The 22,398-nt window shown below is 62.4% G+C and carries 21 protein-coding genes; 18 read left to right on the top strand and 3 right to left on the bottom strand.

Annotated features, from left to right (window positions below; genetic code table 11):
• The first annotated feature begins 694 nt into the window (after nt 1–694).
• Nucleotides 695–985 (top strand): hypothetical protein, encoded by a 291-nt coding sequence (locus Q0J60_RS00465; protein WP_294438233.1) that lies wholly within the window; start codon nt 695–697, stop codon nt 983–985.
• A gap of 32 nt (nt 986–1,017) precedes the next feature.
• Here the strand turns inward: Q0J60_RS00465 and Q0J60_RS00460 are convergent, their stop codons facing one another.
• Complete coding sequence (locus Q0J60_RS00460; RefSeq protein WP_294438232.1) at nt 1,018–1,527, bottom strand: pyridoxamine 5'-phosphate oxidase family protein; 510 nt, start codon at nt 1,525–1,527, stop codon at nt 1,018–1,020.
• Between the two features lie 253 nt (nt 1,528–1,780).
• On the opposite strand from Q0J60_RS00460, the gene Q0J60_RS00455 reads away from it, so the two are divergent.
• The 11 genes from Q0J60_RS00455 to murB all read left to right on the top strand — a co-directional run bounded on the left by Q0J60_RS00455 (nt 1,781) and on the right by murB (nt 13,323).
• On the top strand, nt 1,781–3,052 hold the full coding sequence (locus Q0J60_RS00455) for a hypothetical protein (protein ID WP_294438230.1): 1,272 nt from the start codon (nt 1,781–1,783) through the stop codon (nt 3,050–3,052).
• Nucleotides 3,053–3,416: 364 nt separating this feature from the next.
• A complete protein-coding gene (gene murA, locus Q0J60_RS00450; protein ID WP_294438227.1) occupies nt 3,417–4,700 on the top strand; it encodes a UDP-N-acetylglucosamine 1-carboxyvinyltransferase in 1,284 nt (427 codons plus the stop codon).
• A 12-nt stretch (nt 4,701–4,712) separates the two neighbouring features.
• Complete coding sequence (locus Q0J60_RS00445; protein ID WP_294438226.1) at nt 4,713–6,338, top strand: LCP family protein; 1,626 nt, start codon at nt 4,713–4,715, stop codon at nt 6,336–6,338.
• Between the two features lie 92 nt (nt 6,339–6,430).
• Entirely contained in the window at nt 6,431–7,261 is an 831-nt protein-coding gene (gene lgt, locus Q0J60_RS00440) for a prolipoprotein diacylglyceryl transferase (RefSeq protein WP_294438225.1), read from the top strand.
• Nucleotides 7,262–7,437: 176 nt separating this feature from the next.
• On the top strand, nt 7,438–7,818 hold the full coding sequence (locus Q0J60_RS00435; RefSeq protein WP_294438224.1) for a desulfoferrodoxin family protein: 381 nt from the start codon (nt 7,438–7,440) through the stop codon (nt 7,816–7,818).
• Between the two features lie 387 nt (nt 7,819–8,205).
• A complete protein-coding gene (locus Q0J60_RS00430; protein ID WP_294438223.1) occupies nt 8,206–8,439 on the top strand; it encodes a NifU family protein in 234 nt (77 codons plus the stop codon).
• Nucleotides 8,440–8,587: 148 nt separating this feature from the next.
• Nucleotides 8,588–8,845 (top strand): hypothetical protein, encoded by a 258-nt coding sequence (locus Q0J60_RS00425; protein ID WP_294438222.1) that lies wholly within the window; start codon nt 8,588–8,590, stop codon nt 8,843–8,845.
• Nucleotides 8,836–10,077, top strand: a complete 1,242-nt coding sequence (locus Q0J60_RS00420) for an aminoacetone oxidase family FAD-binding enzyme (RefSeq protein ID WP_294438221.1) — start codon at nt 8,836–8,838, stop codon at nt 10,075–10,077. Before Q0J60_RS00425 ends, Q0J60_RS00420 begins: the two co-directional genes overlap by 10 nt.
• A 2-nt stretch (nt 10,078–10,079) precedes the next feature.
• Nucleotides 10,080–11,789, top strand: coding sequence for an FAD-dependent protein (locus Q0J60_RS00415; protein ID WP_294438220.1), 1,710 nt, complete (start codon nt 10,080–10,082; stop codon nt 11,787–11,789).
• Nucleotides 11,790–11,908: 119 nt separating this feature from the next.
• The gene (locus Q0J60_RS00410) at nt 11,909–12,268 is read left to right on the top strand and encodes an arsenate reductase family protein (RefSeq protein WP_294438219.1); all 360 of its coding nucleotides are present in this window, start codon (nt 11,909–11,911) and stop codon (nt 12,266–12,268) included.
• A 161-nt stretch (nt 12,269–12,429) separates the two neighbouring features.
• A complete protein-coding gene (murB, locus tag Q0J60_RS00405) occupies nt 12,430–13,323 on the top strand; it encodes a UDP-N-acetylmuramate dehydrogenase (protein ID WP_294438242.1) in 894 nt (297 codons plus the stop codon).
• Nucleotides 13,324–13,657: 334 nt separating this feature from the next.
• Here murB and Q0J60_RS00400 read toward each other — a convergent pair whose 3' ends face one another.
• Complete coding sequence (locus Q0J60_RS00400) at nt 13,658–14,245, bottom strand: phosphatase PAP2 family protein (protein WP_294438218.1); 588 nt, start codon at nt 14,243–14,245, stop codon at nt 13,658–13,660.
• A 327-nt stretch (nt 14,246–14,572) separates the two neighbouring features.
• On the opposite strand from Q0J60_RS00400, the gene Q0J60_RS00395 reads away from it, so the two are divergent.
• Together Q0J60_RS00395 and mscL are read left to right on the top strand one after the other, a co-directional pair.
• Entirely contained in the window at nt 14,573–15,334 is a 762-nt protein-coding gene (locus Q0J60_RS00395) for a YitT family protein (RefSeq protein WP_294438217.1), read from the top strand.
• A 190-nt stretch (nt 15,335–15,524) separates the two neighbouring features.
• Nucleotides 15,525–16,001 carry a large conductance mechanosensitive channel protein MscL gene (gene mscL / locus Q0J60_RS00390; RefSeq protein ID WP_294438216.1) on the top strand — a complete coding sequence of 159 codons (477 nt, stop codon included), beginning with the start codon at nt 15,525–15,527 and terminating at the stop codon, nt 15,999–16,001.
• Between the two features lie 143 nt (nt 16,002–16,144).
• Here the strand turns inward: mscL and Q0J60_RS00385 are convergent, their stop codons facing one another.
• Nucleotides 16,145–17,425 carry an O-acetylhomoserine aminocarboxypropyltransferase/cysteine synthase family protein gene (locus Q0J60_RS00385; RefSeq protein ID WP_294438215.1) on the bottom strand — a complete coding sequence of 427 codons (1,281 nt, stop codon included), beginning with the start codon at nt 17,423–17,425 and terminating at the stop codon, nt 16,145–16,147.
• A gap of 118 nt (nt 17,426–17,543) precedes the next feature.
• Here Q0J60_RS00385 and metA point away from each other — a divergent pair, with 118 nt between their 5' ends.
• The 4 genes from metA to Q0J60_RS00365 form a co-directional block, all read left to right on the top strand.
• Nucleotides 17,544–18,458: a homoserine O-succinyltransferase gene (gene metA / locus Q0J60_RS00380; RefSeq protein ID WP_273122839.1), complete on the top strand. Its 915-nt coding sequence runs from the start codon at nt 17,544–17,546 to the stop codon at nt 18,456–18,458.
• A 360-nt stretch (nt 18,459–18,818) separates the two neighbouring features.
• Complete coding sequence (hisG, locus tag Q0J60_RS00375) at nt 18,819–20,456, top strand: ATP phosphoribosyltransferase (protein WP_294438214.1); 1,638 nt, start codon at nt 18,819–18,821, stop codon at nt 20,454–20,456.
• Nucleotides 20,457–20,649: 193 nt separating this feature from the next.
• Nucleotides 20,650–22,047: a histidinol dehydrogenase gene (gene hisD / locus Q0J60_RS00370; RefSeq protein ID WP_294438213.1), complete on the top strand. Its 1,398-nt coding sequence runs from the start codon at nt 20,650–20,652 to the stop codon at nt 22,045–22,047.
• Nucleotides 22,048–22,050: 3 nt separating this feature from the next.
• Nucleotides 22,051–22,398 (top strand): aminotransferase class I/II-fold pyridoxal phosphate-dependent enzyme (locus tag Q0J60_RS00365; protein WP_294438212.1); only part of this gene is annotated, 348 nt, incomplete at its 3' end.

Genomic DNA, 22,398 nt, shown 5'->3' with positions numbered 1-22,398 from the left:
CCTTTTTCGTATTAAACGATACGACGCTGCGGCCCGCTCCAGCACCGATTCTTCGCGCGCTTTCGGAAGCTCGCGTACGAAGTACGCTTCGCTTCCGAAACCCCACGAATCTCCGGCACTGGAGCGGGCCTCGCTGTTTCGTTCCGTGCCTCGAAGCTTGAAAGCTCTGGTCGTCTGACATAGCCTTTATTCTTCGATGCGTACGAAGTACGCTCGGCCGCATGACGGGGCTATCTTCGGCACCTCGTCGCGTCTCGCTGTTTTTGATGGATCTGGAAGTGCGCGCGAAGTACGCTTCGCCTCCGAGAGCCCACGAATCTCCGGTGCGAGGGCGGCTTTCGCTGTTTCATGCCACGTCTCGAGGGTTGCCTGCTGGGCCGACCCTGCGCATGTGCACGTATTTATTCAAAAAACGCCAATTATTTTGAGTTGCGAACTCTGTGTACAAGGGAATCCCTTCGTTGAAGGAGCTTTGGAGGCGCTTCGGCGCGGTAAGACTATCTCTTTGGCTCGGCAGCGATATGAAAAACGCGGTTTCCAAATGCAATTGGCCTCCGCAAAGGCTTTTCATCGATTAATGGGAGTTCGCAACTCGAAAATAATGGCGTTTTTCACCAAATATGTTGTACATGGAGTTCGTAATTCGATAAATTTGACGTGTTATGCGAGGAGCGATTCGAAGGGAGGTGGGGTCATGTCTAAGAAAGCGAAACGCGTGCCTAAGCGCGGGGCGGTGTGGCATTTGTCTGCCGAAGAGGCAACGCTTGCCAAGAAGCCGCGTTATAACGGGTTCGCATGCGGGCACGGTGCGCACGGCGATGCCAAATACAATCGGGCGCGCGTCAACCGCGCATGGAAGCGCGACATGCAGAAGGGGCCTCACGGCCCCTTCTTTGTATCTTCGAAGATTTGCTTGCCTGAAACGACTCGCCTTGTTTCCGAATGGCTCTGCTTGATCGAGGTTCCGTCCTTTGTCTATGAGTGACTTTGCTTGGCCGAAGTCCCGCCTCTCGTTTCTTACTGGCGAGGAGTTCGGGCGCGAACGAGCTCGATGGCCTCTTTGCCGGTGAGGTGCTCGATATTGAGTTCGAACATGAGGAGCGATTTCCAGAAAGCATCAATTTCTTTGTCTTCGGCCTCCTGGGGCATGGCGGGGGCGTAGCGGCGGTTCAGGAGCCTGATGGCGTCGCGTTTCTCGCTCTCGTCCTCGATGATGCGTACGCATCCGAATGCGATGGCGCTGCGGAAGAAGGTCGTGAACTTCTGAGGCTCCACGATGTCTTGGTCGATAACGCAGAACGAAGCTTTGGGCTCGTGCAGCAACGCATCGATCTTGTGGCCTGTCTTTGCGCTGTGGAATACGATGCGGTTTCGCTCTGGGTCGTACGCGTAGCTCAAGGGCACGGCGTAGGGATAGCCGTCGTCTCCTGCCACTGCCAGCACGCCTGACGTTCCGCGTGCAAGAATCTCTGCGGTCGATTCTCGATCAAGTTCCTGCGTCTTGCGTCGCATGGCTCTGAATTCCATGGGTTCTCCCTCCGATGTGTCGCGTGGCACGATTCGTGGTCGCTGCTGATTGTAGCCTACGCGTAAACGAAGCCTGCTAAAGATAGAAGAGATTCGGCCCAATGGCTTGCACGGGCCTGGGGTTTGGATGCCAAACAGGGGTAATATTTTACGAAGAGGGTTTTCTTGCGGCGATATAATTATGTCACGCTGTGACGCTATGTTCGCCATCAGCGACGTGCCGCTTTCTCGTCAGCCATGAGAGGGGACGATTATGACCGATACGCCCGTCAATCCGACGAATCCCGAAACCAATGAAACGCCCAGTCAGCCTCAACAGCCGCAGCAACAGGCGCAACCGCAGGCACAGCAGCCCGTGCAGCCCGCTGCGTGCGCACAGCCTGCGCAACCGCAACAACCTGCACAGCCGCAGCAGCCGGCACAGCCTGCGCAGCCGTATGGCTTCCAGCCCAACCAGGGTCAGCCGCAGCAGCCATGGCAGGCGAACGGCCCCCAGCCTCAGCAGCCATGGCAGGCGGCTGGCTCTCAGCCTCAACCTGGGCAGACCTACGCGCCGCAACCTGGTCAGCCTTATGCGGCTCAGCCCGGGCAGCCTTATGCGCAGCCTCGAAGCGAGGGCAAAGCAATCGCTGCGCTCGTGTGCGGCATCCTGTCCATTGTGCTGTGCGCCGGCACGCTTTTCGGACTCGCGCTCGGTATCGTCGCCATCGTTCTGGCTTCGTCCTACGTGAAGCAGAATGGCCCGAATACCAAGGCCAAGATAGGCAAGATCTGCGGCATCATCGGCTCCATCCTCTCGGCGCTCGCGTTCGTGTTCACGATGTTCGTCGGCTGTTCGCTGCTTGCCGCGGTGGGCGGGGCGTCGATTGCCGACTCCACGTCGAGCTCTTCTGCCTCCTCGACATATGATGATTCCGCAAGCGATTCTTCCAGTGACGCTCCTTCCAGCGAGTCCTGGGCGGCCGACGCCGAAACCGAGGAAGCGATACGGCAGGACCTTGAGCCGCGTCTTGACGCATGGGTCAACCAAACGCCCGAAGGCCTCGCCGAAGTCGCCCAGATGTCGAACGAGGAGTTCCAGGCGTCAACCGGTTTCCAGCTGTCCGACATCGGCATCGACCCTGAGGAGTATGCCAAGTGGCAGCTCGATGGCGTGACATACACAATCGAAGGAGTTTACGCTCAGGATGACGGATCGATTGAGGTGGGCGTCGGGTTCGAGAGCATCGGAGGTCTGCCGTTCCAGACCGCGTACGAATACCTCGTGCAGGAATATATCGAGGGCGGCGGCGACCGCAACGACACCCAAAAACTGCATGACCTTTTCCTCGAGGCGCAGGATATGGTGTATATGAATGAGGTGCCCGGCGGCGTGATCGTTGGCTACCAATACGCGATGTTCTACTACAACCAGACCGACGACGGCTCCTGGCAGCTCGATACTGAGCGTTGGCGCTATGAGATGGAAAACCTGTTCGCGCCCACGCGCGATTACGTGATGCCCGCCATTTTGAACGAGGGATAGCGGTGTAACGCGTGACCGGTTGAGGGCGCGGATGGTTTTTGTCTGCAGGCATCGGGGCGGTGTTTGCCTACTGTCGTTTGATGTGTGCGGTGCATTGCGTGCGGTCATGCGGTGCTTTTGCTGTGCAAGCTTGACGTGTACGGGGCGCGGCGCGATTTTCGCCCTATGGTTTTTGGAGGAGGTTGAGCCTTGGGGGTTCAACCTCTTTTTCGTTTTTGGGACAATAGCGGGCGGACCAAATTGCCCCTTGGGATGCGTCCGGCGTATGACGGCGCTTTCCGGTGGGTATCGAGGCATCGTTTCCGCTGCGGCATCGCGCCGCAGGAAGATGCCGCATGATTGCGAATGCAAAGGGGGATTCCCAATGGCCAAAGAAATGATCGTCGTCGAAGGCGGCACGCCGCTGACGGGCGAAGTGAAGATTTCCGGCGCGAAGAACTCCGCGCTTAAGCTGATCGCCGCATCCATTCTGGGGCAGGGCGAAACCACGCTGCACAACGTGCCCCTTATTTCCGATATCACGGTGATGTCCAAGGTGCTTGAAAAGCTGGGCGCCCGCGTTTCGCGCGAAGGGCATTCGCTCACGGTGGACACCAAGGATCTCGACACCTGGGAAACGCCCTATGAGCTCGTGTCCAAGATGCGCGCCTCCATCGCCGTGCTGGGACCGCTCGTGGCACGTTTCGGCCAGGCCCGTGTTGCCATGCCGGGCGGCTGCAACCTGGGCGCGCGCAAGATCGACATGCATATGATTGGCATGCATGCGCTGGGCGTGAACTTCGAGACTGACCACGGCTATATCAACGCGACTACTCCCAACGGCCTGCACGGCGCTTACGTGGCGCTCGATTTCCCCAGCGTGGGAGCCACCGAGAACACCATGATGTGCGCGGTCACCGCCAAGGGCCAGACCATCATCGAGAACGCTGCGCGCGAACCCGAGATTGAGGACCTCGCCGACATGCTCAACGCCATGGGCGCCAAGGTGTCGGGCGCCGGTTCGCCCACCATCATCGTGGAGGGCGTGGACCTGTCCGACCTGCATCCCTGCGAGCACACCACGGTGGGCGACCGCATCGAGGCCGGCACGTTCCTGGTGGGCGGCGCCATGATGGGCGGCCCTGTGACCGTGCGCGGCATCGAGCCCGGCTTCCTGCGCATGGCGCTCATGAAGCTTTCCGCCATGGGATGCGCGGTCGAGATCGGCGATGACTGGATCACCGTGTCGCGCAAGGGCCCGCTCAAGGCCATCGACATCCAGACGCTGCCGCATCCTGGCTTTCCCACCGACCTCCAGGCGCAGTTCATGCTGCTCGCGGCGGTGGCGCAGGGCAACTCCGTCATCACCGAGAACGTGTTCGAGAACCGCTTCATGTTCGCCGACGAGATCGGCCGCATGGGCGCCGAGGTCACTATCGAGGACCATCATGCCATCGTGAGCGGCGTGGACAGGCTCCAGGGCACCGACGTCAAGGCGACCGACCTGCGTTGCGGCGCGGCGCTCGTCCTGGCGGGCATCTTCGCCGAGGGCACCACGCGTGTGCACAAGATCCATCACATCGATCGCGGCTACGAGGACTACGTGGGCAAGCTGACCGGCCTGGGCGCGCGTCTGCATCGCGAGCCCGATGAGGACATCGACTGGTAGGCGGCGCTGCCCATGGTGACACGCCGACCGTCCAGCTCGCAGTTCAAGCGCACCTCTCGCCAGGTGCGCCAGGCTACGATTAAAAGCCAGCTTCCCAGCGAGTCTTCATCGATCTATTCGCGTAAGAAGAAGTTTTCCGATACGCGTCGCGCCCGCACTGCGCAACGCGGCGAAATACACCAGGTGCTGCCCAGCACTTCGACGCGCGAAAGCCGTCGCGCCTATGAGAACCGCATCGGGCAGCGTGACTACCTGAAGCGCTCGGTCGATGCCGGCAGGCGCCGTAAGGCTGTCATCGGCATCGCGCTGGCGATCGTCGTGCTGGTTGTGGCGGGCGTCGCTGCGAGCTTCGTCTACATCGGCAATATCGACCCGCGCCTTTGCATCTCGGATGGGGGAGCGCTCTCCGAAGTGCTCGCTCCCGCCGAAGATGGCCAGACAGATGCGGCGGACGGCGTCCAAGACGTCGGGGAATACACCATACTCGCCGCAAGCTACGATGACCCCGGTGCGATTGAAGCCGTCGCGCTCGTGCGCACCGACGCTTCAAGCGGTCAGGCGACCGTGGTGACCATGCCGGGCGCTGTGCAGCTGCCCGACGGATCGCAGACCCTTTCCGATGCGTACGCCCAGGGCGGCGACGCTGCACTCGCCCAGGCGGTGGAAGAGATCGCAGGCGTTCAGGCGGTTCATTACGCGCGCACCGATGCTGCGGGCCTCGAGGGGCTGGTGGATGCGCTCGGCGGCATATCCGTGACGCTTCCCGCCGAGGTGTCCGACCCCGATGCGGGCGATATGACGCTTCCCTCCGGCTTCCAGACCATCAACGGCCAGCAGGCGTTGTTCCTGTGCCGCGCCAACGATTTCGACCAGCCCGACGACGGCAGGGCCGCGCATATGGCCCAGGTGGCGGCGGGGATGCTGTCCAAGGCGTCGGCGCTCGACGGCATCGGCTACTACCTGGATATGGACAAGATCGCCAATTGCCTGAAGACTGATATGGACGTGCGTGCGCTCGGCTCCTTTGTGAAGTCGCTGCGCGGGCTTGAGCTTGGTTCGGTCATGTCGGGTGCCATGCCCGTGCAGTCCTACACCTCGGACGGCGCTCGCGTCGTGACCATGGACGAAGACGCATGGACCACGATGATGGAGCGCGTCAAGCAGGGGCAGACTCCCAAGGAGTCCCTTGAGGACGTTGTGGCGTCGGTCGACGGCGATTCGTTCAGCATCACCGTCAACAACGGCGGCGGCGTCGAGGGCGCGGCTGCCGAGGCGGCGAATCTGCTTGAAGAAGGCGGGCTCAAGGTTTCCTCCGTGGGCAACGCCAACATGCAGGTCTACGACGAGACGCTGGTCATCTACAAGGAAGAGAAGTTCGAGCAGCAGGCGAATGCCGTGGTTGCTTTGCTGGGGCATGGCCGCGCCGTATGGGATTCCATCCACTACACGTTTGACACCGATATCCTCGTGGTCGTCGGCTCCGACTGGGGCGCCGATGAAGAGGGCGTGACGGATGCCGCGGAGGGCGATCAGGGCGATACTGCGGCCAGCGGAACCGACAGCGGAGCCACCGATGGCTCAACGGGCGACGGCCTGGCTGAGGGCGCGGAAACGTCTGATGTCGGTGCTGTCGAATAAGGTGCGACTGGAAACCGGCGGGCCATCCGCCGGCTTTCCTTGATGAAGAGCGAATTGTGCGTCGCGTGAACGGGGCGCTAGGAAGGGTTTCGATGCTCAACGAGATCTATCAGATGTTGGATCCCATCGCGTTTCAGGTGGGGCCGTTTGCGGTGCGCTGGTACGGGCTTGCCTATATCGCGGGATTCATCTGCGCGTTTCTGGTGATGGCGAACCTTGCCAAGCGCTGGAAGGTGCGCGTCGACGAGGATTCGTTTTTCACCATCGTGTTCGCCGTCATCATCGGCGTCATCCTGGGCGGTCGCCTGGGATATGTGCTGTTTTACGGCGACGGGTTCTATCTCGAGCATCCGGAAAAGATTCTTGCGTTCAACGAGGGCGGCATGAGCTTCCACGGCGGACTCATCGGCGTGCTCGTGGGCGGCATGGTGGCGGCAAAGATCACGCGCATGCCGTTTCTCACGCTTGCCGACATGGGGTGCATCGGGGCCGCCATCGGGCTCTTCTTCGGACGCTGCGCGAACTTCGTGAACGGCGAGCTGTGGGGCGCTCCCACCGACCTGCCGTGGGGCGTGGTGTTCGGTGGCGCGGCGGGCGAGGTGGCACGCCATCCTTCGCAGCTCTACGAGGCGCTGCTCGAGGGCGTGATCATCTTCATCGTGCTGTTCGCGCTTTCGCGCAAGAAGCCGCCTCTGCCGCGCGGTACGCACTTCGGCCTCTTCCTGATCATGTACGGCATGTTCCGCTTCCTGATCGAGTTCATCCGCGAGCCCGACGTGCAGTTGGGCTATCTGTGGGGCGGCTGGCTCACCATGGGACAACTCCTGTCGCTACCGCTCGTGCTTGCCGGTATCGTCATCCTGATTTATGCCCTTAAGATGAAGCTTCCTCAGCAGGGCGTTGCGGAAATGGAACAAAAATAGTAACATATACGTTGTCGCGAAAAGGAAATTGCGAGGCGGGTTCGTTACGGAAGCGCGACGTTTCCTGCGAACTGCTTGAGCTTACGTCGCGGCGCGATAGTATGGTACCAATCGGCAAGATCGCCGAAAACAAAGGAGGGCACAGCCTTCCGAACCGTCCTTCAGAGGGGGATATCATGGAAATCAAGTTCTACAAGTGCGAGCACTGCGGAAACATCGCCATCAAGGTCGTCGATTCGGGCGTCCCCATGATTTGCTGCGGCGAGCCCATGGTCGAGCTGGTGGCCGGCGCCACCGACGGCGCGCTGGAGAAGCACGTTCCCGCCGTTTCCGTCGAGGGCTCTCATGTGCATGTCCAGGTGGGCGAGGTCGCTCATCCCATGACCGAGGCCCATCTCATCCAGTTCATCGTCCTGGTGACCGACAAGGGCTACCAGGTCGCCACCCTGACCGCCGACGACGAGCCCGTTGCTGATTTCGAGCTTGCCGAGGGCGCGTCCGCCGTCAAGGTGTACGAGTACTGCAACCTGCATGGCCTCTGGGTGAAGGAGATTTAGTTACGACGGCTTGCCAGCCGTCATAACTGCTCGATAAGACGCTATGGCGCTACACGGCGGCCCGGTGCCCCATCTAGCCTCTTGTGCATGGTTCTGCGTGCGCTGCGCTACTCCGCAGCGCGCTCCCTCTCGGTTGCGAAAGAGAGGGACCAAGCATGCCACTGGCATGTTTGCAGGGCATGCGGCAGGGCTAGATGGGGGCACTGGGTCGCCGCTCGCTGTTTCGTTCCGTGTCTCGCTGGCTTGATAACTCACGTTACGGTTACGAGGCGCTATTCTTTTTTACGACACTTTGACATTCCGTATGCGAATGAGAGCGGGTGCGTTACAATGTGCGCGGTATTTAACAGGGCGGCTTGAGCCGCCGCGACAGACAGGAGAAATCCCATGGCAATCGATAAAGAGAGGGTCGCAGAGGTCCTCAACCTCATCCGTCCCAGCCTGCAGAACGACGGCGGCGACGTGGCGCTGATCGACGTGGCTGAGGACGGCACCGTCACCGTGGAGCTGCAGGGCGCTTGCAAAGGCTGCCCCATCAGCCAGATGACGCTGACCAACGGCGTCGAGCGCATTCTCAAGGAGCATGTGCCCGGCGTGACCAGGGTCGTCAACGCAGGCTAGCACGTTGCGCCGTTCGTCTGAACGGCGCTTTTTGTTTTTTGAGGCACCGCGACGCTGCGAAAAACTGCCGATATGGTGGTGTTTCGGCGGCGTCGCTTTTCTTCTGCGTATCATAAGGGCGGCAAGGATTTGATTAAGGAGGACCATCATGGCGCATTGTTGGGATTTGCGTGGCTGCGATGAGGAGATGCAAAGCCGCTGCCCGCACAACACTCCTGGCGAGCCGTGCCCGCCTGACTGCAATTTCGCGGCATGCGACCGCCCGACGCATCAGGTGGCGTATGGTCTGGCGATGTTCGACAACCCCGACGTCGACCGCAGCGTGCCCGTGAAAGAGATCTGCCGCGTGTGCACGTTCTTCATCCAGAACGGTCCCAAAATCAAGGAGGATAAGCCATGCGCATAGCCGTCGTCGGAGGAGGCGCATCGGGCCTCGTCGCCGCCATTGAGGCGGCACGCGCGGGCGCCCAGGTGGAAATTCTCGAAGCCGCTGATCGCGTGGGAAAGAAGATTCTCGCTACGGGCAACGGTCGCTGCAACCTGAGCAATGCAGATATTTTCGCCGAAGACTACAATCGCCCCGCATTCGTGCAGGAGGCTATGAACGTGCTTCCCCCTGAGGAGGTACAGCTGTTCTTCTCGGACATGGGTCTTTTGTGCTACCAGGAGGAAGAGGGGCGCATCTACCCCTACAGCGGCAAGGCGGCCACCGTGCTCGATCTGCTGCGCCTTGCGGCATCCGAGGCGGGCGCCGTCGAGCGCTGCGGCGCGCGCGTGTCCGAGGTCGCGCCGACGAAGGACGGCTCATGGAGCGTGGGTCTGGACGACGGGTCGTCAGAGCAGTTCGACGCGGTAGTGGTGTGCGTGGGCGGCAATCCCGCCAAGGGGCTGCTTCCGTCCGATGTCGCCTGCAAGCAGACGCGCCCGGTGCTCGCGGCGCTTAAGTGCGACACGCGCGCCATCAAGGGGCTTTCGGGCATCCGCGTGCGTGCGCGCCTGTATCTGGACGTCGACGCCCAGGATTTGCGCGATGCGTGGCTGGATGTGGCCGACCCCGAGCATGACGACGTGTCCATGGGCCCTGAGACGCGCGGCGAGGTGCTGTTCCGCGATTACGGCATTTCCGGCATCGCGGCGTTCGATATGTCGCGTTATGTGAGGCCCGGCCAGACGGTGTTCATAGACCTGCTTCCCGATATGGATCCGCAGGATAAAGTCGATTTCATCTACGATACCGCGATGGCGCACCCGAATCGCACCGCCGCGCAGGTCATGGCCGGCATGCTGCCGTCGCGCGTGGCGCGCGCGGTGGTGGTGGCTGCGGGTCTCAATCCCGATGAACCCATCATCGCCGAGCAGGAAGCCGTGGTGCTTGCCATGGTGTCCGAATCGTTCGGGCTTGAGGTCAAAGGCATCGCCGACCCCAAGCAGGCGCAGGTTATGCGCGGCGGCTATGCCGTGAAGCAGTTCGATCCCCACACGATGGAGTGCATCGCGCATCCGGGCCTGTATGTGTGCGGCGAGGCGCTGGACATCGACGGGCGCTGCGGCGGTTACAACCTTCACTGGGCATGGACGAGCGGCATGCTCGCGGGGCGTGCGGCGGCGGGCGTCGCCTGGCAGTCGTTCGCGGGGTAGATATGCTCGAAGTAAGCAACGTGCGCCTTCTGCTCGATGCGGGGCTGCCGCAGGGCGAGAGCCTTGCGCGCATCGCCGTCGCGCGGGCGCTGGGCGTTAATCCCGATGATATCGTGCGCATGCTTCTTGCGAAGCGCAGCGTGGATGCCCGCAAGAAAAGCGATGTGCACTTCGTGGCGACCTACGTCGTAGAGCTTGCCGCGGGCATGGAGGCATCCGTGGTTGCGCGCGGCGCTGTGTCGCCTGCGCGCCTGAAGGATTTAGGCGCCGGCGACGACGCTTTCCATCCGCTGCGATTCGACAGCTATCTGGGCGAATATCGTTTTGGCAAGCCGTTCGAGGTTCCGCCGCGTCCCGTAGTGGTGGGCGCGGGGCCTGCGGGCCTGTTCTGCGCGTGGGCGCTTGCCCGCTTCGGCGCGAAGCCCATCGTGCTTGAGCGCGGCGATTTGGCGGAAGAGCGCATGGGGGCGATCGAGCGCTTCAACGAAGGCGGCGACCTCGCCCCCGAATGCAACATCCATTTCGGCGACGGCGGCGCACGTCTGTTCTCCGACGGCAAGCTGACCACGAACATCAAGAATCCCCGCTGCAAAGACGTGCTGCGCATCTTCGTCCAGGCAGGCGCCCCCGAAGAGATTCTTTGGCAGGCGAAGCCGCATCTGGGTACCGATAACCTGGTGGGCATCGTCTCGTCGCTGCGCGAGCAAATCAAGCGCATGGGCGGCCAGGTATTGGCACGCACGCGGTTCGAGGGCTTTCGCTTCGAGAGTGACAAGCTTACGGGCGTGTACGTGCGCGATGCGAAGGGCGAGGCGCGTTCGATCAAGACGAATGCATGCGTGCTTGCCTGCGGCCATTCTGCACGCGACACGTTCGAGGTCGTGCGCGACGCGGGGCTTGCGATGGAGCGTAAGCCGTTTGCGGTGGGCGTGCGCATCGAACATCCTCAAGAGCTTATCAACCGTGCACAGTACGGTGCGGCTGCCGATCATCCTGCGCTTGGCGCGGCCGACTACAAACTGGCGGTTCATCTGCCGGACGGGCGCGGCGTGTACACGTTTTGCATGTGCCCCGGCGGCGAGGTGGTTTGCGCGGCCTCCGAAGAGGGCGGCGTGTGTGTGAACGGCATGAGCCGTTTCGCCCGCGATGGCAGCAACGCCAACGCCGCTGTGCTTGTGGGCGTGGAGGAACGCGACCTGCCGGGCGATGACGTGCTTGCCGGCGTGGAGCTGCAGCGTCATATGGAGCGCGCGGCGTACGCGGCGGGCGGAGGCATGTACGCGGCGCCCGCTCAGCGCGTGGAGGATTTTCTGGCACATCGCGCCACGAGCGTCCAGGCGGGGGAGGGCAACTCTGTGAAACCCACCTACGCGCGCGGCGTGGCATGGGGCAATCTGCATGAGGTGCTGCCCGCTTTTGTCGCCGACTCCATTGCGGCGGCGCTTCCGCAGTTTGACAGGCGTTTGCATGGATTCTCCTCGTCGGACGCGGTACTCACGGGCGTCGAGGCCCGTAGCTCAAGTCCGGTGCGTATCGTGCGCGACAAGGAAGGATTCCAGGCGCGTTTCGCCGGCGGGGCCTCGTGTGCGGGCGTGTTCCCGTGCGGCGAGGGCGCGGGTTATGCGGGAGGCATTATGTCTGCGGCGGCAGACGGGCTTCGCGTGGCCGAAGCGGTCATGACGAGCCTGGTGGGCGAGAAGGCTCGCGGCTGAGCCGGATGCCCTCTGCGCTTGTATTCCGCGCTTCATCTATAATTCTCGCAAAGGCGCCTTTGGCGCCGCCGATGTGCGCCGCTTGACCCCGGCCGCATACGAAAGAGAAAGGCTGTCACATGTCTGTGATGTTCATCGAATACCCCAAATGCTCCACATGCAAGAAAGCCAAGAAATGGCTGGACGATCACGGCGTGGAGTATGTCGACCGCCATATCGTGGAAGACAATCCGACGGCGGCGGAGCTTTCCGAATGGCATGCGAAGAGCGGCCTTCCCGTGCGACGATTCTTCAACACGAGCGGCATGAAATACCGCGAGCTGGGCATCAAGGCGAAGCTGGATGTCGGCATGTCCGACGAGGAATGCTTCGAGCTTCTGGCGACCGACGGCATGCTGGTCAAGCGTCCGCTGGTTGTGGGCGATGGCTTCGTGCTGGTAGGATTCAAGGAGGCTGAGTGGGAAGCGGCCCTGCTGTAGGGTCTTCCTGCTTGCAAAGGACGTCATTTTGACGGTGGAACCGCTCGAAACGCGGCATTTCGCCGTACATTTGACCTCCTTTGTACAATGTCTTCAGCACAACGAGCTTTGTTGAAAGGAATACCATGGCGAACGCTGCTGTACGTCCTGAATTGATTGAGATGCTCGCGCGCATCGTTGGAGAAGAAAACGTGCGCGCGAACGAGCCTATGAACGCGCATACCACGTTTCAGATTGGTGGACCGGCCGATGTGTACGTGGCGCCTCGTTCTGCCGAGCAGGTCGCCGCTATCGTGAAGGCGTGCCGCGAGGCCGATGCGCCGCTTGCCGTGGTGGGCAATGGCAGCGACTTGTTGGTTGCTGATGAGGGCTTGCGCTGCGTGGTCATGCAGATCCTCGACAACATGGCCGACGTACGCGTGGAGGGCACGCGTATCGTAGCGCAGGCGGGAGCGACGAACGCCCAGGTCGCGCGTGCGGCGCTTGAGGCGGAGCTCGCCGGCTTCGAATTTGCCAGCGGCATTCCCGGCACCGTCGGCGGCGCTGCGATCATGAATGCCGGCGCATACGGCGGGGAGTTCAAGGATGTGTGCATGGAGCTCGCCTGCGTGACCCCCGACGGGGAGTTCGTGCGCGTGAGCCGCGAGGATGCCGACTGGTCGTATCGCCACTCCATGATGGGAGATGCCGGCTACATCGTGGTCGAGGCCATGCTTGAGCTTGCTCACGATGAGGTCGCCGCCATCAAGGAGCGCATGGATGACCTCAAGGCCCGCCGCGAGGAGAAGCAGCCGCTTGAGATGCCCAGCGCCGGCAGTACGTTCAAGCGTCCCGAAGGTTACTTTGCGGGCAAGCTTATCCAAGATGCGGGACTGCGCGGTTATCGCGTGGGCGGCGCGCAGGTGTCCGAGAAGCACACCGGGTTCGTGGTGAACGCGGGCGGCGCCACAGCGGCGGATGTGCGCCAGCTGATTGCCGATGTGCAGGATCGCGTGTTCGAGCAGTTTGGCGTGAGATTGGAGCCCGAAGTGAAGATGTGGGGGTTTGGTCTCTAATGGGGAAGAGGAGGGGAGGTTTCCCCTCCTCTTCCCCCTTAGGAACCCCTATCTCCTCACCCTCGCTCCAGGGCGCATGGGAAACCGGCCAATCGGGGCTTCATCGCCCACAAAGCGGAATTCGCTTCGCTCTTCCGCGGCTCGCAGCGACGGCGGGCTTGAGGCACCGCCAAGTGCCTCAATGCCTTATTCGCGCTTCGCGCGGCGGGCATCGCTTCGCTTGCCCGCGGGTTACGACAACGATAAAGCCCGAGACACCGCCAAGTGTCTCGGGCTTTTTGGTGCGTGCTTTACGCGGTGGAAGTCGCTTCGCTCTTCCGCTTTTTTTGTGGTGTTAGCTTTGCTTTTGGAGGGCTTTTTCTCGTTTGGCGTCGGCGTGACGGGCGGCGAGGGTGCCTACGATGCGTACGGCGATGATGCCGCAGATGATTCCCAGGATGGCTCCGGCGCAGACGTCGGAGGGGTAGTGGACGCTGAGGTAGAGGCGCGAGAACGCGATGGACACGGCACCCAGTGCGGCGGCGGGTTTGAACCAGCGGTGGGCGAAGGGCGTGAGGCAGAGCACGGTGGCGGCTGCAAACGAGCTTGAGGTGTGGCCCGAGGGGAACGAGAAGCTTGTGGGCAGCTCGATCAGGCTGGTTGCCAGCGTCGGGTCGACGAGGAACGGGCGCGAGCGCTCGAAGAGGTGCTTGAGGCCCAGGTCGCCGATGACGTATGCGAGCCCAATCGCCACGATGATGGCGATGCCGAATACGCGGTGCTTCTTGAGGGCGATGGCGGTGAGCGCTACGACGAACCAGATGAAGCCCATGTCGCCGAGCGTGGTAACGGTGGCCAAGACGGCGTCGAGTGCGGGCGAGGCCAGCGTGTCGTGTATCGCGTGGAGAATCGCGAGGTCGGTATGTGCGATCGTCTCAAACATGACGCGCATTCTACCAGAGGGGCTTTACCTGGATTTTACAAAGCGGCAACGCCTGGCTGCCTCCATGAAATGCCTGCACGGATGCTATTCGCTGCTGCGAACAATCCGCTTCCATGTCTTGGTTGGAAACGTGCGGTTGCGCTTGCGGGTGGGGTTGACGCTTGCTTCGAATCTGTTGATTGCGCGATAGCGTCGCACACAGGCGTACAATAGAGTCAACCCACTTACAGATAAATCAAGGGCGGCATCACGCCGCATTCGACGAGCGCTGCCATCCGCGCGGCGGTTTGGGCGATGGCGGCTCGATTAACACGAAGGAGCGATTGCATGGAAGAACGGTTGAAGAGGCTGAAAGCGGCGAAAACGCGCATGCTCGTAGAGCGTTGGGCTTGGTTCGTCATCGGCGTCTTCATCAACTCGTTCGGCATCGCGCTCATCACCAAGGCGGCGTTGGGCACGTCGCCTATCTCGAGCCTTCCGTATGTTCTGAGCCTGGAATTCCCTCTGACGCTGGGCATGTTCACGTTCATCATCAACATGCTGTTCATCGTCATCCAGCCGCTTCTGCTCAAAGACGAGTTCAAGCCGTTCCAGTGGTTGCAGATTCTGGTGAACGTGGCGTTCTCGGCGTTCATCGACGTAGGGATGGCGCTGCTTTCGTGGTTCGTGCCCACCTCGATCATTGAGCAGGGTATCGCGTTGCTTTTGGGCTGCGCGGTGCTGGGATTCGGTGTGAGCATCGAGGTGGCGCCCAACGTACTGCTGGTGCCGGGTGAGGGCGCGGTGCGTGCGATTTCGCTCTTCACGCATAAGCGTTTCGGCTCGTGCAAGGTGGCGTTCGATTCGACGCTTGCGGGCATCGCGCTGGTGCTGTCCCTTATCTTCTTCGGGTATCTCCACGGCATTGGCTTGGGCACGCTCGTGTCGGCGGTGTGCGTGGGCAACGTGGTCAACTTCTGCAACAGGCGTGTGCCGCTGACCGGCCACATCGTGAATCTGCGCATCAAGTGTGAGCGTATTGATTCGGTTCTGAAGAGAGTCGCCGTGCAAAGGGGGACAAAGGGCGAGGCGGCTTCGCAGAGCGCATGAAAGCTCTCGGTCAGGAACCTGTGCGGCGGAATAAAGCGAAAGCGTCATTCAATGTTTAGTTGAGTAGGCGAATGACGTAGCGTCACGGCATGGGAAGCTGTATTATGCCGCAGGTTGTACATCGGAAGCGCCGTGCGGGGATGGGCTCAATGCTTTGACCCGGCGGCGCTCTTATTGAGAAAGGGCTCTCATGGCCGAAGAAAAGAAGAAGAATCTTATCGAGGAATTCATCGAGTTCGTCAGCCGCGGCAACGTGATTGACCTGGCCGTTGGTGTTATCATCGGCGGCGCGTTCACCTCTGTGGTGAACTCTCTGGTCGGCGACCTCATCCAGCCGATGATCGCTGCTATCGGCGGCAACCCCGAGGTCAAGGGCATGGCTGTCGTCCTCAATGGCCAGACCATCGACTTCGGCGCGTTCATCTCCGCCATCATCAGCTTCCTGATCACCGCCGCTGCCGTCTTCGCCATCGTGAAGGCCGTCAACCAAGCCGCCCGCCTGAAAGAGCTTGCTGCCGAGAAGGCCGGTCTGCTCAAGAAGGAAGAGGAAGAGGCCGCTCCCGAGCCGCGTACCTGCCCCTTCTGCAAGCAGGAGATCGCCGACGACGCCACGCGTTGCCCGCACTGCACCTCCAAGCTCGAGGGCTACACCAACGCTGCCGAATAGGTTTCACCGAACATATCAAGGGGCTTTTAAGGCCGCGATGCTATTGCGTCGCGGCCTTTTATGTTGGCGAAACGCCAGAATCGAGGGCATAAAGAAGGCGCCCTTGCGGACGCCTTCCTGGTAATGCCGTGGTATCTGCGCTATTAGATCTGTTCGAGCGCCTGGGCGACGTCGGCGATCAGGTCCTCGGTGGATTCGATGCCGCAGGACAGGCGCACCATGTCGGGGCTGATGCCGCACGCCGCGAGCTCCTCGTCGTTCATCTGGCGATGCGTGGCGTTTGCCGGATGCAGCACGCAGGTGCGCGCGTCGGCCACGTGCGTGGCGATCTGCGCGAGCTTGAGGCTCTTCATGAACGTCTCGGCCGCGGCGCGCCCGCCCACGAATCCGAAGCTCACCACGCCGCATCCGCCGTTCGGCAGGTACTTCTTGGCGAGCTCGTGGTACTTGTCGCCGGGCAGCCCGGGGAACTTCACGAAGCTGATCTTGGGATGCTGGCTCAGGAACTCGGCCATGGCCTGGCCGTTCTTGCAATGCTGCGGCATGCGCACGTGCAGGCTTTCCAGGCCCAGGTTCAGGATGAACGCGTTCTGCGGGCTCTGGATGCAGCCGAAGTCGCGCATGAGCTGGGCGGTCGCCTTGGTGATGAACGAGCCCGCCTGGCCGAACTTCTCCGCATACACCACGCCGTGGTAGGTTTCATCCGGGGTGGTGAGGCCGGGGAACTTGTCTGCGTGCGCCATCCAGTCGAAGTTGCCGGAGTCGACGATTGCGCCGCCCACCGCCGCGCCATGGCCGTCCATGTACTTGGTGGTGGAGTGCGTCACGATGTCGGCACCCCACTCGATGGGGCGGCAGTTCACGGGCGTGGGGAAGGTGTTGTCCACGATCAGCGGCACGCCATGGTCGTGGGCCGCCTTGGCGAAACGCTCGATGTCGAGCACGGCGAGCGCGGGGTTGGCGATGGTCTCGCCGAACACGCACTTGGTGTTGGGGCGGAAGGCCGCTTCCAGCTCCTCGTCGGTGCAATCGGGTGCCACGAACGTGCACTCCACGCCCATGCGGCGCATGGTGTGCGCGAGCAGGTTGTACGTGCCGCCGTAGATGGCGGAGCTTGCCACCACGTGATCGCCGCAGCCGGCGATGTTGAACACGGCGAAGAAATTGGCCGCCTGGCCGGAAGAGGTCAGCATGCCCGCCGCGCCGCCTTCGAGCTCGGCGATCTTGGCCGCCACATAGTCGTTCGTGGGGTTCTGCAGGCGGGTGTAGAAGTAGCCGGCCTCTTCGAGGTCGAAGAGCTTGCCCATGTGCTCGGAGGTGTCGTACTTCCAGGTGGTGGACTGATAGATGGGAATCTGGCGGGGTTCGGCGTCGCCGGGGCGGTAGCCGCCCTGCACGCAGGTGGTGCCGATCTGCTCGGTCATGATGTCTCCTTCGCTCATCCGGCGGCATTTGGCCGTCGATTTCATTCGCCGCACCATTATAATGAGTGCCCGTATCTCTAACGTTAATTCGGCGTGAACGTTCATAGAAGGAGCCCATATGCCCATCCGCATCCCCGACGCGCTGCCCGCGACCTCCATCCTCGAGGGCGAGAACATCTTCGTCATGACCGAGCACCGCGCCATGCACCAGGACATCCGTCCGCTGCGCGTGCTGCTGCTCAACCTCATGCCCACCAAGATCGTCACCGAGACGCAGATCATGCGCAAGCTGTCCAACACGCCGCTGCAGATCGAGGTGGAGCTGCTGCGCATCGCAAGCCATCAGTCCAAAAACGTGTCCGCCGACCATCTGGAGACGTTCTACCGCACGTTCGACGAGGTGCGCGACCAGCGCTACGACGGCATGATCATCACGGGCGCCCCGGTGGAGACGCTCGAGTTCGAGGAGGTGGACTACTGGCCCGAGCTGGTGGAGATCATGGATTGGTCGCTCACCAACGTGCACAGCGTGTTCCACGTGTGCTGGGGTGCGCAGGCTGCGCTCTACCACCACTACGGCGTGCCCAAGCATAATCTGGATGAGAAGTGCTTCGGCGTGTTCGAGAGCCGCCTGCTCAAGCCGTCGTCGCCTTTGGTGCGCGGCTTCAACGACGTGTCCATGATGCCGCACTCGCGCCACTCCGAGACGCGCTACGAGGATATCGTGGCCAATCTGAAGCTCGAGGTCATCGCGTATTCCGACGATTGCGGCGTGGCGATCGCGAAGAGCACCGACTCCAAGCACTTCTTCGTGTTCGGCCACCCCGAGTACGACCGCGACACGCTGAAACTCGAGTACGACCGCGATGTGGCCAAGGGCAAGCCCATCAAGGTGCCGGTGAACTACTATCCCGACGACGACCCCACGAAGACGCCCATCGTGTCGTGGCGCGCGGAAGGCCAGCTCATCTACACTAACTGGCTGAACTACTACGTGTATCAGACCACCCCTTACGATTTGGGAAGTCTGTAATACATGGCGCGGGGTGCGGCCTGCGTTTCCGCCCTAACGGGGCCGGGTGCCTCGCGTGAATGTGGCGCACGGGCACGGGTTGCACTCTCGTGTGTAAAGAGATGATTATAGAAACGGCGGTCGAAAGGCCGCCGTTTTTTCATTGTCGGCCGCCGTTTCCGCCGTTTCCGCCGTTTCGTTGCTCCTTGTCGCTCTCATTGCCTGCTGCCGTTTTTTCGTTACTCTGCTAAATCTGGGTAAATCGCCGTTTTCTTTTTATGCTTTAGCAATCTACTGTGCTAAAGTAACAGCGTTCAAAACGACGCGAGGGGATTCGCATGCTCTTCGCGCGGACGTACGCAACGAAAGGGGCAGCGAACAGTGAGACCGATTACGCCGCGAGGATTCAGGGACATCATGCCCGAGGAGGCGGCTGCGCGCGAACGCATCTGCCGCACCGTCAGCGACGGTTTCGCGGCGCACGGGTATCTGCCTGTGGAAACGCCTCTGCTCGAAGACCGCGCCTCGCTTTCGCGCGGCGCCAGGGTGGACGATGCGGCGTTCCAGCTGTTCGACGGCGGCGGGCGTCTGCTCATGATGCGCTCGGACCTCACCATGCCCATCGCGCGTATGGCTTCCACGCGACTCGACCCCGCATCCGGACCTTTCCGCCTGCGTTACGTGGCTCCCGTTGTTCGGGAGCAGGCGGAGTTCACGGGCCGGTCGCGCCAGTTCACGCAGCTGGGCATCGAGCTCATCGGCGACGCGGGCGCCGCGGCCGATGCCGAGGTGGTGTCCCTTGCCGCCGAGGCGCTCGACGCGGTGGGCGTGACCGGGTGGCGCATGGTGTGCGGAAGCGTGAAGCCTCTCAAGGAGCTGCTCGATGCCTGCGTATCCGACGCCTCTGATCGTCGCGCGGTGCTGAATCTCGTTCACGCGTCGGATTTCGTGGGTTTGGACGAATGCGTGGCAGAACTCTCCATTCCGCGTCAGGCGCGTGAAGCCATTCGCACGCTGCCGCGTATCTGGGGCGGCGCCGAGGCGCTTGATCAGGCGGCGGCGCTGCTCGAACCCTATGTGGTGGGCGATGGCGGCATCGGTGAGCTACGCGCGCTGTTCGATGCCGCGTACGACGCCGGGTTCGCCGATCGCCTGTCGGTGGATTTCTCGGTGCTCAACTCGTTCGACTATTACACAGGCCTCGTGTTTGCCGCCTACGTGGACGGCTCGGCGACGCCCATTGCGTCCGGCGGCCGCTACGACGAGGCGCTCGGTCGCTTCGGAGGCGCGTCCATGCCGGCGGCGGGCTTCGCCCTCACGCTTGAAGCGGTTGAGGAAGCGCTTGAGGCCGGCGAGGCGGGGGAGGATTCGCCTTCTCGCCCGCTGCGCATCGCGGTTCCCAAGGGGTCGCTCTTCGAGGATTCGGTTGCCGCGCTCGAAGCGGCGGGTCTGGATGTCGAACCCCTGCGCGATTTGGGGCGGCATCTGATTGTTCGCGCCGAGGGCGTGGAATACGTGATTGTGCGGCCCACCGACGCGCCGGCGTTCGTGGCGTCGGGCGGGGCCGACTGCGGCATCTGCGGACGTGACTCGCTCGTGGAGGCCGGTTTCGATCTCGTGCAGATGCTTGATCTGGGCTTCGGCGCCTGCCGTTTCGTGGTAGCGGAGCCCGCCGATGCCGCCGGTCGCGCGGAGGCGGCGCTGGCCCGTCGCGGCAGTATCCGCATAAGCACGAAATACCCGCGCATCACTCAGATGTATTACGACCGCATCGGCGTGCAGGCCGACATCGTTACACTACACGGCAATATCGAGCTGGGGCCCATGGTGGGCATGTCCGACCGCATCGTTGACATCACCGCTACGGGCACCACGCTGCGCGAGAACAATCTGGTGGTCGTGGACGAGGTCATGGCGTGCACGGCGCGGTTCTTCGCGAGCCCGGCACGCGTGCGCTGCGACGAGCGCATCCGTCGGCTGGCGGCGGCGCTTTCCGCAGGAGGGGCCGCGCGACATTAACCTTACGGCGCCGTTGGGCGGCGCACCCGTGTACGCTCCGCGAATAACTGCGTGTGGGCGCCATGCACGGACGATGCAAGGCCCATCCGGCTTAACCTTGAATGTTTTGCGGGTTGTCGGGCCCGCATGTCGAAACCATTCCAGATAGAACGGTTTGCCGAGTAAACCATTCTTGCGAAAAGGAGCAATCACCATGAGATACATCCAGCTGTTCGATAAGAACCTCGAGGCGAGCCAGCTTCCGCGTCAGGGCGTGCTGCCCCAGGCGGTCATGGATTCCGCCGCGGCCATCGTGGCCGATGTGCGCGAGCGCGGCGATAGGGCGCTGCGCGAATACTGCAAGAAATTCGACGGTGTGGACGTTGCGGATTTTGCCGTGGACCCGTCCGTGATGGACGAGGCACTCGAGCAGGTGGGTCCGGCATTCCGCGCCGCGCTCGAGAAGGCGGCCGCGCAGATTCGCGACTTCCACCAGCGCGAGGTGGAGCAGTCCTGGTTCACCACCAGGCCCGACGGCACTATGCTCGGCTGCAAGGTCACGCCGCTTCCCGCGGTGGGCATCTACGTGCCCGGCGGCCGCGCGCAGTATCCCTCCACGGTGCTCATGAATGCCATCCCCGCCAAGGTGGCAGGCGTGAAGCGCATCGTGATGGTGACGCCGCCGCAGAAGGAGGGCGGCATCTCGCCGTACACGCTTGCGGCGGCCAAGGTGGCGGGCGTGGACGAGATTTACATGGTGGGCGGCGCCCAGGCGGTGGCGGCGCTCGCGTACGGCACCGAGTCCATTCCCAAGGTTGCCAAGATCACCGGCCCCGGCAACGCGTATGTGGCTGCGGCGAAGCGCCTGGTGTCGGGCGATGCGGGCATCGATATGGTGGCCGGCCCCAGCGAGGTGTGCGTGCTGGCGGACGAGTCGGCCAATCCTGTGGTGGTGGCGGCCGATCTGATGGCGCAGGCCGAGCACGACCCGCTGGCGGCGTGCTATCTGGTCACGTACAGCGAGGGCTATGCCCGTCAGGTGGAGCGTTGCATCGATCTTCTGGTCTCGCAGAGCCCGCGCGAGGAAATCACCCGCACCTCCCTTGCCAACGAAGGTGTCATCGTGCTGGCTAACGATCTCGAGCAGGCGGTGACGGCCGTGAACACCATCGCGCCCGAGCACCTGGAGCTGCACTGCGAGGACGCCATGGGGCTTCTGGGCAAGATAGAGAACGCGGGCGCCATTTTCGTGGGCAAGTGGAGCTCGGAGCCTTTGGGCGATTACGTGGCAGGCCCCAACCACACGCTTCCCACGGGCGGCACGGCACTGTTTTCCAATCCGCTTTCGGTGGAGGATTTTGTCAAGCGCTCTTCCGTGGTGTGCTACACGCCGGCGGGGTTGCTCAAGGACGCGCCCGCCACGCAGACGCTTGCCCAAGGCGAAGGGCTGTGGTCGCACGCGCTTTCCGTTGCGCTGCGTCGCCGCGTGATCGAGCAGGGCGAGGATGCCGTCACCTACGAGGCGCTTGCCGCGACGAATCTGACCGATATCGCCTGGCCGTGCGACGACGAGGCAACGGTGGTCGCGGGCGTCGCGCCGAAGGAGGCGTGAGACATGGCGCAGCTTTCCGAACGCATGCGCGCGCTCGTGCAGCCGCATCTGGCCGAAATCGAGCCGTACGACCCCGCCTTCACGCCGTGCGACAACAACCTTTCGGCGAACGAGTACGCCTATCCTTTGCCCGAGGGCGTGCGCGAAGCGATCGACGAGGCGCTCGCCGCCACGCCGCTCAATCGCTATCCCGACCCGATGTCCAACGACCTGCGCGACGAGCTGGCGGCATGGCGCGGCGTAGCCCGCGAGAACATCTGCGTGGGCAACGGCGGCGACGAGCTTCTGTACAACTTCCTGCTGGCGTTCGGCGGTGCGGGGCGCACGCTGCTCACGTGCCCGCCTGACTTT

Origin of the sequence: uncultured Slackia sp. (assembly GCF_944321625.1) — a bacterium.
Classification (GTDB): Bacteria; Actinomycetota; Coriobacteriia; order Coriobacteriales; family Eggerthellaceae; genus Slackia.
Note: the sequence above shows the minus strand (reverse complement) of the source record. Positions and strands in the feature narration are given on the sequence as shown.